Source organism: Flavobacterium sp. SH_e, assembly GCF_025717045.1.
Lineage (GTDB): Bacteria > Bacteroidota > Bacteroidia > Flavobacteriales > Flavobacteriaceae > Flavobacterium.
The window spans coordinates 417754-433119 of sequence record NZ_JAOVZN010000001.1 but is presented as its reverse complement, the minus strand read 5'-3'; the positions used below and the strand labels follow the sequence as shown (position 1 = coordinate 433119).

At 32.5% G+C, this 15366-nt stretch carries 13 protein-coding genes; 5 read left to right on the top strand and 8 right to left on the bottom strand.

Features of this window, described 5'->3' with window-relative positions; genetic code table 11:
- The first annotated feature begins 22 nt into the window (after positions 1–22).
- Both OD917_RS01830 and OD917_RS01825 read left to right on the top strand, forming a co-directional pair.
- Complete coding sequence (locus OD917_RS01830; RefSeq protein ID WP_263521840.1) at positions 23–3190, top strand: efflux RND transporter permease subunit; 3168 nt, start codon at positions 23–25, stop codon at positions 3188–3190.
- Entirely contained in the window at positions 3183–4622 is a 1440-nt protein-coding gene (locus OD917_RS01825) for a TolC family protein (protein WP_263521839.1), read from the top strand. Before OD917_RS01830 ends, OD917_RS01825 begins: the two co-directional genes overlap by 8 nt.
- A gap of 69 nt (positions 4623–4691) precedes the next feature.
- Here the strand turns inward: OD917_RS01825 and OD917_RS01820 are convergent, their stop codons facing one another.
- Positions 4692–5438: a DeoR/GlpR family DNA-binding transcription regulator gene (locus OD917_RS01820; protein ID WP_263521838.1), complete on the bottom strand. Its 747-nt coding sequence runs from the start codon at positions 5436–5438 to the stop codon at positions 4692–4694.
- A gap of 98 nt (positions 5439–5536) precedes the next feature.
- Here OD917_RS01820 and OD917_RS01815 point away from each other — a divergent pair, with 98 nt between their 5' ends.
- Positions 5537–6070 carry a 5' nucleotidase, NT5C type gene (locus OD917_RS01815; RefSeq protein ID WP_263521837.1) on the top strand — a complete coding sequence of 178 codons (534 nt, stop codon included), beginning with the start codon at positions 5537–5539 and terminating at the stop codon, positions 6068–6070.
- A gap of 76 nt (positions 6071–6146) precedes the next feature.
- Here the strand turns inward: OD917_RS01815 and OD917_RS01810 are convergent, their stop codons facing one another.
- The 3 genes from OD917_RS01810 to OD917_RS01800 form a co-directional block, all read right to left on the bottom strand.
- Positions 6147–7856 (bottom strand): tetratricopeptide repeat-containing sensor histidine kinase, encoded by a 1710-nt coding sequence (locus OD917_RS01810; protein ID WP_263521836.1) that lies wholly within the window; start codon positions 7854–7856, stop codon positions 6147–6149.
- Between the two features lie 73 nt (positions 7857–7929).
- Positions 7930–9399 carry an ATP-binding protein gene (locus tag OD917_RS01805; RefSeq protein WP_318013842.1) on the bottom strand — a complete coding sequence of 490 codons (1470 nt, stop codon included), beginning with the start codon at positions 9397–9399 and terminating at the stop codon, positions 7930–7932.
- A gap of 296 nt (positions 9400–9695) precedes the next feature.
- Positions 9696–9884, bottom strand: coding sequence for a hypothetical protein (locus OD917_RS01800; RefSeq protein ID WP_263521834.1), 189 nt, complete (start codon positions 9882–9884; stop codon positions 9696–9698).
- A 582-nt stretch (positions 9885–10466) separates the two neighbouring features.
- Here OD917_RS01800 and OD917_RS01795 point away from each other — a divergent pair.
- Both OD917_RS01795 and OD917_RS01790 read left to right on the top strand, forming a co-directional pair.
- Complete coding sequence (locus OD917_RS01795; RefSeq protein WP_263521833.1) at positions 10467–11099, top strand: hypothetical protein; 633 nt, start codon at positions 10467–10469, stop codon at positions 11097–11099.
- A gap of 366 nt (positions 11100–11465) precedes the next feature.
- The gene (locus tag OD917_RS01790) at positions 11466–11831 is read left to right on the top strand and encodes a hypothetical protein (protein WP_263521832.1); all 366 of its coding nucleotides are present in this window, start codon (positions 11466–11468) and stop codon (positions 11829–11831) included.
- A gap of 77 nt (positions 11832–11908) precedes the next feature.
- On the opposite strand, the gene OD917_RS01785 is transcribed toward OD917_RS01790, so the two are convergent.
- The 4 genes from OD917_RS01785 to OD917_RS01770 all read right to left on the bottom strand — a co-directional run bounded on the left by OD917_RS01785 (position 11909) and on the right by OD917_RS01770 (position 15254).
- Positions 11909–13261: a GH1 family beta-glucosidase gene (locus tag OD917_RS01785; RefSeq protein ID WP_263521831.1), complete on the bottom strand. Its 1353-nt coding sequence runs from the start codon at positions 13259–13261 to the stop codon at positions 11909–11911.
- Between the two features lie 211 nt (positions 13262–13472).
- Positions 13473–13682, bottom strand: a complete 210-nt coding sequence (locus tag OD917_RS01780) for a hypothetical protein (protein ID WP_263521830.1) — start codon at positions 13680–13682, stop codon at positions 13473–13475.
- A gap of 9 nt (positions 13683–13691) precedes the next feature.
- Entirely contained in the window at positions 13692–14105 is a 414-nt protein-coding gene (locus OD917_RS01775) for a hypothetical protein (protein ID WP_263521829.1), read from the bottom strand.
- An 81-nt stretch (positions 14106–14186) separates the two neighbouring features.
- Positions 14187–15254, bottom strand: a complete 1068-nt coding sequence (locus tag OD917_RS01770; protein WP_263521828.1) for a type I restriction endonuclease — start codon at positions 15252–15254, stop codon at positions 14187–14189.
- Positions 15255–15366: the final 112 nt, after the last annotated feature.

The window sequence follows — 15366 nt, the reverse complement described above, 5'->3', positions numbered from 1 at the left end:
TTAATCATTAAAAAATACAAAAATGTTTAATAAATTTATACAAAGACCTGTTCTGTCGATAGTAATATCGCTGATAATTGTCTTTTTGGGAATCTTATCGGTATTAAACTTACCTATTACCCAATTCCCTACAATTTCACCACCAATGGTGAACGTTACCGCAGATTATCCAGGATCTAATGGTGAATTGATGGTTAAGGCGGTTGTTATTCCTTTGGAAAGAGCCTTAAATGGAGTTCCAGGAATGAAATATATGGCTTCTGATGCTGGAAACGACGGTGAAGCTACAATCAAAGTGGTGTTTAACTTAGGAACAGATCCAAATCAAGCTGCAATTAACGTTCAAAACCGTGTGGCTTCGGTTACCAATAAACTTCCTCCATTAGTAATTAGAGAAGGTATTAAAATTACACGAGAAGTACCGAGTATGTTGATGTACGTGAATCTTTATAGTACAGACAAAAATACCGATATGAAATTCTTGTACAACTATGCTGATATCAACGTACTTTCGGAATTAAAAAGGGTAAACGGTATTGGTTCTGGGGATATCTTAGGAACACGTGAATATGCAATGCGTATCTGGCTAAAACCAGATCGTATGTTGGCTTATAAAATTTCGGCTGATGAGATAATGGAAGCATTATCTAGCCAGAGTTTGGAGGCTTCTCCAGGTAAAACAGGAGAGAGTTCTGGTAAACGTTCTCAAGCATTTGAATACGTATTGAAATATTCTGGACGTTTTACAACAAAAGAACAATATGAGAATATTGTAGTAAAAGCAAATCCAAACGGAGAGCTTTTAAGATTGAAAGATGTTGCTAAAGTTGAATTTGGAAGCTCGATGTACGATATCTATTCGAATTTGAATGGAAGACCATCTGCCGCTATTGTATTGAAACAATCTTTTGGAAGTAACGCAAATCAAGTTATCGAAGAAGTAAAAGCGAAGTTGGAAAAAATTAAACAAAGATTTCCAAAAGGAATGGATTACGAAATTTCGTATGACGTTTCTAAATTCCTTGACGCTTCTATCGAGAAGGTAATCCACACTTTAGTAGAAGCCTTTATTCTGGTAGGTTTAGTAGTATTCCTTTTCTTAGGAGATTGGCGTTCTACGGTAATTCCAGCAATTGCGGTTCCAGTTTCTTTGGTTGGAACATTCATATTTATGACATTCTTCGATATTTCGTTGAACTTAATTACGTTATTCGCCTTAGTATTAGCAATTGGAGTCGTGGTCGATGACGCGATTGTGGTTATCGAAGCCGTCCATGCCAAGATGGAAGAAGAACATCTTTCGCCATTTAAAGCAACTAAAAAAGCAATGCACGAAATTGCAGGAGCTATTGTTGCAATTACATTCTTAATGGCTGCGGTATTTATTCCGGTTGCGTTTATGTCTGGTCCAGTTGGGGTGTTTTACAGACAGTTCTCTGTAACTATGGCAACGGCTATTATACTTTCGGGTGTAGTTGCTTTAACGTTGACTCCAGCACTTTGTGCGATGATGTTGAAAAACAATCACGGGCAGCCTAAAAAGAAAACGCCTGCAAATAGATTTATTGATGCTTTTAACGAAAAGTTCAATTTAGCACAAGGTAAATATCAGAATGTATTAGCAAAAATTGTTAATAGACGAGTAGTTACAATTGTTTCTCTTCTTGTTTTCTGTGCTGGTACATGGATTATAAGTAGTAGTGTTCCTTCTGGATTTATTCCGAATGAGGATCAGGGAATGTTCTATGCCGTTATTCAGACGCCGCCAGGTTCATCTTTAGAGAGAACTAATAATATTGCAGAGCAAGTTCAGAAAATTGCTGAAGATATCGACGGTGTGAAATCTGTTTCTTCTTTAGCTGGTTATGAGATTCTGTCTGAAGGTACTGGAGCAAACTCAGGAACTTGTTTGGTTAACCTTAAAGATTGGAGCGAAAGAAAAGAATCTGTTCTTGAGATTATGCACGAAATGGAGGAAAAATGTAAAGATATTACAGGTGCTAATATCGAGTTTTTCCAACCGCCTGCTGTACCAGGATATGGTGCTGCCGGAGGATTTGAGCTTCGTTTATTAGATAAAACGGGTTCTGTGGATTATAAGAGAATGGAGCAGGTAAATAATGATTTTGTTGCCGAATTAAACAAACAGCCAGAATTAACTAACGTATTTAGTTTTTACAGCTCTAGTTTCCCTCAGTATATGATGAAAGTCGATAATGATTTGGCACAGCAAAAAGGTGTTTCGATCGAAAATGCCATGAATACTTTGTCAACTCTTGTGGGAAGTAACTACGAAATCAGTTTCATTAAATTTGGTATCAACTACAAAGTAATTGTTCAAGCTTCGCCAGAATATCGTGCACAGCCAGATGATATCTTGAAATTGTATGTAAAAAATGATCGTGATGAAATGGTGCCTTATTCTGCTTTTATGAAGTTAGAAAAAGTGTACGGACTTTCAGAAATCACACGTCATAATATGTATACCTCAACACAAATTAGTGGTTCTCCAGCTGCAGGTTATAGTTCTGGAACAGCTATTAAAGTGATTCAGAAAATTGCTGCTGAAAAATTACCGCGAGGATATGATATTGACTGGGCTGGTATTTCTGCCGATGAGGTGGCACAAGGAAATCAAGCAATTTGGGTATTCTTGATCTGTTTAGGATTCGTTTACTTGGTATTAGCAGCTCAATACGAAAGTTTTATTCTTCCGTTGTCAGTAATCTTTTCTTTGCCAGCGGGTATTTTTGGAGCTTTCCTTTTATTAAGATTAACTGGATTAGAAAACAATATTTATGCTCAGGTTGCAATGGTAATGCTTATCGGATTATTAGGTAAAAATGCCGTGTTGATTGTAGAGTTTGCTATTCAAAGACATGCTGCGGGTATGACAGTTTTACAATCTGCAATGGAAGGTGCAAAAGCAAGGTTCCGTCCAATTTTGATGACTTCATTTGCCTTTATCGCCGGTTTATTGCCTCTTGCTTTTGCCACTGGTCCAGGTAAAATTGGTAACAGAACAATTGGAACTGCGGCAGCTGGAGGTATGCTTATCGGAACAATCTGCGGAGTATTTGTAATTCCAGGTTTGTATTACATTTTTGGTAAAATTGCCGAAAAACACAAACTGGTAAAACATGAAGAAGAAAATCCATTAACAGAAGAAATTGATAACAATCATGTCTAAAATAAAATTATATCAATATAGTATTGCATTGAGCTTATGTCTTGCCGTGGCAGGATGTAAAGCTCCTGCACCTGAAACTGCAAGCGCAAGTACTCCGGTTCCCGAAGGATTTGGTGCTGAAAAACCGCAGGATACAACCAATATGTCTGCTCTAAAATGGAAAGATTTTTTTAAAGATCAAAATCTTGTAGAGCTGATTGATATTGCGTTAAAAAACAATCAGGAATTAAATATGACTTTGCAAGAAATAGAAATTGCAAAGAACGATATTCGTGTTCGAAAAGGTGCTTTATTGCCAACTGTAGGAGTTCGTGCAGGAGCAGGAATAGAAAAAGTAGGTAGATACACAAGTCAAGGTGCGGGTGATGCTACAACCGAAATTAAACCAGGAGTTGAAACACCAGATCCGTTGCCAGATTATACAATTGCCGCTTACGCGAATTGGGAAGTAGATATTTGGAAAAAACTGCGTAATTCTAAAAAAGCTGCAGTAAACAGATATTTAGCAACTGTAGAAGGTAAAAACTTCGTTGTTACAAATCTTATTGCAGAAATCGCTGATTCATATTATGAATTGTTGGCTTTAGACAGTCAGCTTGAAATTGTAAGACAAACTATTGAATTACAAAGTAATGCTTTAGAAATTGTAAAAATTCAAAAGCAAGCGGCTAGAGCAACAGAATTAGGAGTTCAGAAATTCCAAGCAGAGGTTTTAACTTCAAAAAGTTTAGAGTTTGATATTCTTCAGAAAATTAAAGAAAACGAAAACAAAATCAACTTTTTGTTAGGTCGTTATCCGCAGGATATAAAAAGAGACAAAACCAATTTTACAGATTTGCTTCCAGCAGTTGTAAATTCTGGAGTTCCATCTCAATTACTGATGAACCGTCCAGATGTTAAACAGGCAGAATTGGAATTGGTAGCTGCAAAATTAGATGTAAAAGTAGCTCGTGCGGAATTTTATCCTTCATTAGACATTTCAGCTGCTTTTGGAGTTCAAGCTTTTAAACCATCTTATTTGTTTACATTCCCAGAATCATTGTTGTATTCTTTAGCGGGAGATCTTGCAGCGCCATTAATCAACAGAAATGCAATTAAAGCAGAATTTGCTAGTGCCAATGCAAGACAGCTTCAAGCATTATACAATTACGACAAAACGATCTTAAATGCTTATTTAGAAGTGTCAACACAACTTTCTAAAATCGAAAATCTTCAAAAAGGTTACGATTTAAAATCACAGCAAGTTGATGCTTTAAATAAATCTATTGATGTTTCGAATGATTTGTTTAAATCGGCTAGAGTAGATTATTTTGAAGTTTTGATGACTCAACGTGATGCATTAGAAGCTAAATTGGAATTAGTAGATACTAAAAAAGAACAATTAAATGCTGCAGTTCATGTTTACAGAGACTTGGGCGGCGGATGGAAATAATATTGCCACTTAATTTGTAGATAAAAAGCCTTTTGGGAATAAAATCCTGAAAGGCTTTTTTTATTTTTATTAAAGAACAGTCACTTGCTTTTTATATGGTTTTAATATTTCTTCATCTGGCGAAATATTGGTTACTAAGACGTCAATATCTTTTAGATGAGAAACAAAATAGGTTTCTGCCGTATCGATTTTTTCGCTAGAACTTAAAGCAATTATGAAATTTGAATTCTGAATCATATTCTTTTTTATTTGCGAATCATCATATAAAATTCCAGTAAGTCCACGTTCGTGATGAATTCCGCAAATTCCTAAAATACAGATATCAGCTCTAAAATTTCTAAAGAAATCCAAAGACTCCATACTGGCAGTTGTAAAAGAGGTTTTGCACATTTTTCCACCAGCAAAAATCAATTCGATATTTGGTAAATCTTCTGCCAAAACCGCAACAGGAAAACTGTTTGTAATCACCGTCAATTTCAAATCATGTGGAAAACTTGCTACTAAAGCTAAAGAAGTTGTTCCTCCGTCAATAAATACCACTTGTCCGTCTTTAAGATAAGAAATGGCTTTTTCTGCAATGATCTTTTTATTTTCAAGATCGTGTTTTTCTCTTTTTCTATAATGCAACGGAATTGGAGAAGGAGCAACCGCACCTCCGCGCACCGCTTTTAAAAGTCCTTGATCTGAAAGTTCTTTCAAATCACGTCTAATTGTATCTTCTGAAACACTTAAATATTCGCTTAATTCTACTGAAGTTACGCGATGTTCTTTCGATAAATATTCTAAAATAGCTTGTTGACGTTCTTCCTTTTTCATTTTACTTGCAGTTTTATGTTGCAAAAATAAGTTAAAAATTGCGGTTATTTGCAAAATTTTGCAACTTTTGCATATTTTAGCAGCAAAATAATTTTACAATGAAAAAGAAATCAATTGCAGTAGATATGGATGGCGTGCTTGCAGATGTTGAAGCGCACTTAATAACTTACTTTAAAAAAAACTTCGGAATAGCAATCTTAAGGGAAGATATTCTGGGATTGACAGAAGAAGAAGCTTTTCATGGTCGGGATAAAGTAATGAGTGTTTTAAATTCTAAAGACTTTTTCAGGACGTTACCCGTAATAGACGATGCTGTAGAAAGCTTAAAACTGTTACAGGAAAACTTTGAAATTTACATTGTTTCTGCGGCGACAGAATTTCCGCTTTCGTTAAATGAAAAAATAGAGTGGCTGGCAGAACATTTTCCTTTTATTAAATGGCAAAATATTGTTTTATGCGGAAGCAAAAGCATTATAAATACTGATTATTTAATTGATGATCATCCAAAGAATTTAGATTTTTGTATGGGTAAACCTATTATGTTTACGGCATTTCATAATGCAAATAAAACGAATTATTTGAGAGTAAATAATTGGAAAGAAGCTGTTGCTGTTTTAAATGAAGCGGTTTAATGCACAAGTTAATTTTGAAAATTGCTTGTTTTTTGAAGAAAAAGCCTTTCAAGAAGAATTTCTGAAAGGCTTTTGTTTATTTAGGAATTACGATTTTTGTTTTAAAACCTTTGTTTGGTTCAGTATCAAATTCGATAGTTCCTTTGACGGTCTCAATATGGCTTTCCATATTTCGAAGACCATTTTTTGAAATAGCCGTTTTTTCACATCCAATCCCGTTATCTGTGTAGTTTATAAAGATTGATTTTGTGTCGCTTTCAAATTTTATCACAACAAGATCGGCCTTACTGTGTTTTTTCATATTGACCATTAATTCCTGCAAAACGCGTCCAATAGTGATCTTTTTTATGTCATCAATTGTTTCCCAGTTTACACTTTCTAAATTAGTGGTTATAATATTTCTTTCGCTGGTATTATAAGCCGAAAGCATTTCTTTTATACTTTTTATAAAACCTATTCCAATTTCTACTTTATTATTTTCTTTAGAAATTTCTCTGACACGGCCGTAAATATCATCCAATTTCTGGAGCAGATTTTCTTTTGTATTTTCTGTAGGTAATGGCAGTGATTCGGCAAAAGCAATTACTTGGAAAACATCATTGGCAAGTTCGTCATGGATTTTTTTAGCAATTCGGGTTTCAGTGTCGTACGAACTTTTAAATTCGATTGCCTTATTCTTATTTTTATAATAACGGATTAAAATAGCTATTAAAATCACTAAGAAGATAAAAATAATTACAAATACAATTCGTGTATATTTAGCTCTTTGTAAGGATAAAAGATTTTCTGCTTTTTCTAAACGAAGTTTTTCGTTTTCATCTTTCTCCTTTTTAGCATCGTATTTAATTTTGGCAGATTTATTTTTGAAATTATTTCTAACCTTAATAAGACTATCATTTAGCGTAAAGTAATGTTGTATGTATTTGTTAGTGTTAGGAGTGTTATCATTAGAAATTAAAATTTGCAGTGCTTCTAATCTTTCTTCAACGCTATTTAGTTTTGTGGCTATAGTGTAAGCTGCAAGAGCATTTTCATCTGATTTTTGAGCGTCTCTTTTTGAATAATAATCGGCAAGGTGAAGATAACTTTCAATACTGCTATAATTGTCCTTGATTTCATTTTTTAACTGTAAACCTTGACTCATTAAAAAAAATCCTTTTTTATGCATTCCATTCTTAAAGTACGCATAACCTAAATTGTCTTGTATTCTTGCTTTTGAACTTGCATTTGATTTTTTCTCTATAAATTTTTGACGTAAAAGAAATTCTAAAAGAGTAATTGCATCATTATATTTTTTTTGTTGCATATAGACACACGCAATATTGCTAAGAGGGGAACGAGCGTCTTCAAGATTTTTAGAACCTTTAATCGATTGTTTGTAGTAAAAAATGGCATCGTCATACAGAGAAAGTTCTTTATCGGCAATGCCTAAGTTATTATTTATGGAACTTATATGATTTTTAAATGTTTTAGCATAGGGTATAGCCTCGGTTACCGTTTCTTTACTGCCGTAATAGTCTCCGTTAATTTGCTGTATATCTGACATTCGTATAAGTACATAGGAAATATTTGGGCTGTCTTTTACAATTTCAAAAAGTTCTTTCGATTTGTTAAACTGATAAAAAGCAGTATTTAGATTTTGTTTTTCAAAGTTTACATCTGCCGTATCTCGTAAACTAAGTGCTTCTTTTTTTATAGATTCTATATTAGGGTCAATGCTCTTTTTTTCTTTACAGGAAAAAAGAGAAATAAGTATGATAAAATAAAAAAGTTGGGGGCGCAACATATCGATTTACTTTTTTCGAAAAGTAGCAATTAATTAAACTCTTTTCTAAAAATTTGAAGAAAAAGACTTTTGTTTATTTTGGGATTACAATTTTAGCTTTAAAACCTTTGTCTGGTTCAGTATCAAATTCTATAGTTCCTTTGACTGTCTCGATACGGCTTTCCATGTTTTGAAGACCATTTTTTGCAATAGTTGCTTTTTCGCAACCAATTCCGTTATCCGTGTAGTTTATGAAGATTGATTTTGGGTCGCTTTCAAATTTTATTATAACAAGACTGGCCTTACTATGCTTTTTCATATTCACCATTAATTCCTGTAAAACTCGTCCAATAGTGATCTTTTTTATCTCATCAATCGTTTCCCAGTTTACACTTTCTAAATTAGTGCTCATAATATTTCTTTCGTTGGTATTATAAGCCGAAAGCATTTCTTTTATGCTTTTAATAAAACCTGTTCCAACTTCTACTTTATTATTTTCTTTAGAAATTCCTCTCACACGGCCGTAAATATCATCCAATTTCTGGAGCAGATTTTCTTTAGTATTTTCTACAGCTAATGGCTGTGATTCGGCAAAAGCAATTACTTGAAAAACATCATTGGCAAGTTCATCGTGTATTTTTTTAGCAATTCGGGTTTCGGTATCGTAAGAGCTTTTGAATTCGATTGCCTTGTTTTTATTTTTATAATAACGGATTAAAATTGCTATTAAAATCACTAAAAAGATAAAAACAATTACAAATACAATTCGCATATATTTTGCCTTTTGTAAGGATAAAAGGTTTTCTGCTTTTTCCAAACGAAGTTTTTCGTTTTCGTCTTTTTCTTTTTTAGAGTCGTATTTAATCTTAGCAAACTTATTTTTAAAGTTATTTCGAACTTTTATTATACTATCATTTAATGTAAAATACTTTCGCACATATTTTGTGTACTGAGCACTGTGGTTATTCGAAATCAAAATTTGAAGCGCTTCTAATCTTTCATCAACACTATTTAATTTTGTAGCTATATTATAAGCAGTAAGAGCATTCTCATCTGATTTTTGAATATCTATTTTAGCATAATAATCAGCAAGGTGCAGATAGCTCTCGATACTTCCGTATGTATCCTTAATTCTATTTCTTATCTGAAGACCTTCATTCATTAAATTAAGCCCTTTTTCTTCAACCCCTTTTTTAAAATAAGCATAACCTAAATTATCTAGAAATGAAGCTTTGGTGTATTCTGGAGTTCGTTTTTGTATTTTTTTATTATTTAAAAGAGATTCTAAAATAATAATTGCATCGTCATATTTTTTTTGCTGAATATACATTGCAGCAATATTACTTAGAGGGATTTGTTTTTCAATAGGATCTACATAATCATCGGCTGATTTTTTATAGTAAATTATGGCATCATCATATAGAGAAAGTTCTTTGTCGGCAATACCTAATATATTATTTATAATAGCAGTATAAATACTATTTTTTTCAACATATAATAATGCTTCAGTTACTGTTTCTTTACTACCGTAGTAATCTCCATTGACTTGCTGAATGTTTGCCATTTGAATAAGTAAGTATCCTATGTTGGCGCTGTCTTTTAAAGTCTCATAAAGTTGCTTAGACTTATTAAAATTGTAAAAAGCGGTATTGAAGTTTTGTTTATCGTAATTTTCAATCCCTTGATTTCTTATACGAAGAGCTTCTTTTTGTAAAGGTTTTATATTAGGATTAATTGTCTTTTTTTCTTGACAGGAAAAAAGAAAAAGAAGTATAATAAAATAAAAAAACGGGGACCGTAACATATAAATTTACTTTCCCCGAAAATAGTAATAAATTAGATACTAAAAATATATATTTATTATGGAGTTTTTGGTGGAGGTGTTCCACCTTTTCCATCACCAGGCCCGTCAGGATCTGGATCACCAGCTTGTAAAGGCTTTTTAAGCTTTTCAATTTTTTTGACTGGTTGTGTCTCGTACTCATCAGGAGTACAAGAAAATATCGTGAATATTAACGCAAAAGCGATAAAAAGTATTAGTTTTTTCATTTTAATTTAATTTAGAAATTAGACATAGGTATTGCTGTCCGGGAATTATCCAGATCTTGGAATTGCGATACCAAAATTGATTTTTGGGGAAGTCGTGTGTAGAACTGTAAGACGTAATTTATACTTCCCGAATAAACTCGGTCTTACGGTTTTCCACAATGATAATTAGAACTAGTTTTTTATTTTTGTTTTAGTCTGCAGACAAAACTGGTACTAATTTCTTATGCAAAGTAAAGGCGCTTTTAGAGCACTGTTGATAAGGGATTCCCGGAATTCCTGCATTTTCCTAAGATTCCCATGAATTCCCGAGAATTCCCAATACAACAAATCAGGAAAGGCCTAACTTTTTTATTAAATGTTATTTAATTCTAAATAAATCTCTATTATAAATAGATGCAATAAGTCCGACAAAAGTTGGTTGCTAACCATTAAAAAAAAATATATAAATAATATAGATTTGGAACAAAAATTGAAATGCTGATAAGGATCTAATAGCAGAAGTCAAAGATAAAGGCATAGAAAAAAATTGTTTCGGTGAAAAATGAAAATAAAGGGTCAAATGAAGTTCTTAAAAAAGGCAAAATGATTAATACATTAGAAGAATATAAAAAGGCGATTAAGATTAAATACGAGATAGAAAAAGAAGGACAATACTTTGATTATTTATACAGTCCCTCTCGCGGAAAACTTCGCGATTTGTGCTGGCTTATTTTTGAAAATGAGCCAACTCAAGACGATTTGAATGTTTTTAGAAATTTATTTTGCTTAGATTTTGACCATACAAAAAAAAATAAGTTTAAGGAGCAAAAAGATAAATTCAGACCGATTGAAACTTTCTTCAAAAACGAAACTGATCCACACAATATTGACGCGATAAATCTTGCGGCAATTATGGTCGATTTTCAGCCGAGGCCTTTTAAAAATTTCGATAAAAAATATAGAATTGTTGAAGCAAAACAGCTTGAAAGTAAGGCAGACGTGAAGCCAAGTGTTGAAGTCAGACATGAAAGCATAGAATTTAAGAGTTTTGTGGAAAATGAAAATGAAGAGTCAAAAGAAGTTCCTAAAAAAGGAAATCTTTTATTTGATTTGGCTGGTGAATTTTCTAAAAAAATAGCTCAGAAAATACAGCCCGAAAAAATAATTACGGTTGCAGTTGGTGCAGTTGTGCTTTTGTCTTCTGCGTGTTTAAACTTGGTGAAGAAAAAAGAATAGAAATAAATTCTAAATGGTTTTGGATTGCATTTTCAAAAATAAAATGCTGGAAGAGATTAAAAGAATAATTTTTTGGAGAGTAATTTTGGCATTTAAAAAGTTCGTTTTTCGGCATATATTTACTGTTATTTAGATAATAAAGATAAGAAAAAAAATCCGTAAAACCTACTAAAAATCAATAAATTAATGAATTTTTTAGTCTTTTTTTTGACCTTTTTTTAAAAAATTTCCCTACTCATAATAGCTAAATTTTGAAGTACAAAACGAACGTTCGAAACAGCCGAATTGTAATAAAATTATTTATATTTATCGAACAATAAATAGATTTTTGATTTTCTAATAACTACTTGTCTTAAAACTTCTTTTATGAAAAAGCTTCTATTACTTTTAATCATTTTATGCACCTTCGGTTGTAAAAAATATGTTGCTTCTTTTGAACAGCCAACAGATATGAGACTTGATAAGTTGAAACTGGAAGTATTTCTGGATAAAACAAAAGTTCAAGATATTAACTTAAATGCTACAGAAGAATTGCCAACTTATGAAACAATAGATCTTTCAATATCTGATGAAGGAAAGCATCTGCTTCAGATTAAGGCAAAAGACACGACTTTTAGTTATGATATAAAATATCCGGAAGAAAAATATATTATGGTGACAACTCACTTAAAAAGTAATGGTAAAATCCATGTTGGAATCTTAAAACAGAATTACAAATTTAGATTTCAGTAAGACTGTTTTATAAACGCAAAGTTCGCAAAGCTATAGAGAAAGCTTTGTGAACTTTGTGTTTAAAATAATAAGTTTTATTAAGATAGAAAATCTTTAAACCATAATCCAGAATTTTTAATGGTTCTTTTCTGTGTTTCAAAATCAACGTGAATTAAGCCAAATCTTGCGTTGTAACCTTCGGCCCATTCAAAGTTATCGGTTAGGCTCCAGACAAAATAACCTTCAACGTTTAATCCATCGTTTTTGGCTTTTAAAATCTGTTCCAAATGATCTTGAATATAATGCGTTCGCTTTATATCGTAAACTTTTCCATTTGTAACCGTATCTGGAAAAGCGGCCCCGTTTTCGGTAATAATGATTTTCCGAATTCCTTCGTACTCATTAAATTTTTTTAGAACATGATAGAGCGCAGGCGGATAAACTTCCCAACCCATTTCGGTTGAAATTACATTTCTTTTTTCGGCGCTTACCAATTCGGCACCAATATACGGAATGAGCATTGCAGATTTCACAATTTCTCTTGTATAACATTGTAAACCAATGAAATCGAAATCGAAATTAAGATTGTTTAAATCGTCCTCTAAAATGTAAGAATTAAGCTTTTTAAGAACCGGAAGATCTTGCTGAGGATAACCTAATCCTAAAATAGGTTCAATAAAAGTTCTATTTAGTAAAGTATCGACACGTTTTGCGGCTTCAATATCTTTCTGGCTTTCAGTTGCAGGTTCTATATGTGTACATGAAAATGTTGTACCAATATTGGCTTGAGGAATCCGATTTCGAATTATTTTGGCGCCTGCTGCAGTTGCTAAAGTAACGTGGTGCATGGCTTTAAGGTAATTGGTAATTCCTTTTTTGCCAGGTGCGTGAATGCCTAAAAAATAACCAGCTCCCGTAAAAACAGAGGGTTCATTGATTACCATCCAGTTTTTTACGCGATCGCCAAAATACTGTACACAAACTTCGACATATTCTTTAAACCAAGAAACCGATTCGCGGCTTGTCCATCCGCCTTTTAATTCCAGTTCGTGCGGCAAATCCCAATGATAAAGAGTAATCCAGGGTTCGATTCCAGAAGCAAGCAAAGAATCTATAATTTTGTTGTAATAATCTATTCCCGCTTGATTTATAGGATGAATACCAGTTGGCATAATTCTAGGCCAGCTGATGGAAAATCTAAAATTCGGAATATTCAATTCACGAATTAGATTAATATCGTCCTGATATGAGTTGTAGAAATCGCAGGCAGTTATGGCATGATGACCGTTTTTTATTTTTCCTTTTTGAGAAGTAAAAACATCCCAAATAGAAGAACCTTTTCCGTCTGAATCATGCGCACCTTCAATTTGGAAAGCAGCGGTTGAAACACCCCACAAGAAATCTTCACCAAATTGGTTTTTGTTCAGAAATGAGCTTTCAGTTTTATTCATTCAATGTACTTTCCTTTATTTTTAAACTATTTATTAATGTAGGAAAGAAGATTGCATAGCTCTTAGAAAAAGCCATTCTTTGAAAGAAACTAGAAAATTTAGATTAAATAATTTCATGACGATTAGTTTTATATCAAATTAAGAAAACTAATGTGAAATTATTGTAAAGTGATTATTATCAAATGATTAAATATTAAAAATGGGAAGATATTTAATCTTCCCATCCGCAAAGTGTCAAACCATAGCTTTGAGCTTCTTTAAGAGATGTTTTTACAACTCCGTGACTGCAAGAACTTAAACCTCGACAATTTTCATTGTAATGATATTTCTTTGCGCCTTTTGACCCGCAGATATAGACATTGGTTTCTGGCGGACTGAAAGAAGTTAAAAAAATAAAAAGTAGAGGTAAAATATATTTCATGAAAAAATTTTATTTAACGATTAGCTGATATTCATTTCCATTTTTGTCAAGAGCTTTTAGTTTTCCGTTCGAAACCCATTCAGTATTGATTTCGAGTTCGGGAATACTGTCGGTTTTTAAAATTCCAGCTCCATATTTTCCTTGTGTATTGATATTGCCAAAAACCGAATCGCCTTTGATGTTTATTCCTTTTACATCATAATTGTATTCGTAATTACCGGGATGTCCAGTTCGATATTCATATTTGTAAGTCGTATTTACATGATATGTTTTGGCTTCTTCTGGCGTAATAGTTTTTCGATCATCTGCCTGAATTACGGGTTTGTAAAATGAATTTACTTGCGGTAATGGAGGCGGAGCGCTGGCTTTTTTACAGGAAAATAAAAAGAATAGTAAAAGTAAGATGAGGTAGTTTTTTTGCATAGGCGATGTGGTTTTAGTTAGAGTTAAAAGCTTTTTTGTTGCGATAAATCTAATTAGAATTAAATTCTTTAAAGGGAGTACTTATACGGGATTTAATTCTGTTTCATAAAGAGCTGCTGTTTCTAATAATTCTTTTTCATATTGATAAATGTCATCAATTGAAGATATTGCGATTTTAGCTTCGCTTTTGTTATTATTGAAAAGACTTATATATTTTTTTCCGCCATTTAAGTGAAGTCTGCATAGAGGTTTACGATTATTATCGTCTAATAATATTCCGAAATAAGACTGTGTATCACGATATACTATTCTGCTAATTGGCAATTTTCGGCGTAAAATGGCAACTACAATACGATAACCATCTAATTCTTCTTCGGTTGTTACAACTTTGCTGTCATCTTCAACAGAAGCAATTTCTTCATCTTGTTGCTTAATAGTTTCTTTGCTTAAAGCGGCATTCAAACGATCATTAATTTTGTCATTAATAAATTGACTAACTGATTTTTGAACCAAATCTTTAAATTCATCCACAACTTTTTCAGTTAATCTTCCCGTATATATTTTACTTGCAAATAGCTTTGTAAAATCGTTCGAAGGATTCTCTAATTCAGCATTTATAAGTTTCTTAATTTCTTTAATGTATTTTAGAGAACTGGCATTGCTTACAATATTGTCAACGTCAAAATTTGCTTTGTGGAATTTCGCAATTTCGTTTATTGTATTTTCTTTCAGATTACAAATATCAAATTCCAAAAAAGGCTTTTCATCCATTTTATTTTGATCATCTAAATCGGTAAAGAATTGATAATTTATTCCATTTGTTAAAAGAGCAAATCGGGTTTTTGTGACGTGAAAGTAACGGAATAATTGAGAATTATGAACCGTAAGTTTTTCTTTCCAGCTTTTGCATTCCACAATTATAATAGGTTCTCCATTTTGAAAAATAGCATAATCTACTTTTTCACCTTTCTTTAATCCAAGATCTGCGGTAAATTCAGGAACTACTTCAAGCGGGTTAAATGCATCGTATCCCAAAATATGTATAAAAGGTAAAACAAAAGCATGCTTAGTAGATTCTTCTGTTTCAATTTTACTTTTCAGCTGATTTATTTTATCGGCTAACGATTTTAGTTGAATATTCATTTCCATAGGTTTAGAATTTAAATTAATAATTCAAAAGTAAAACCAATCAAAATCAGTATTTTATGGAAATCCGTAATGAAACAGAATTTTAAAAAGAGGAAGTTTTTTAAACGGAAAA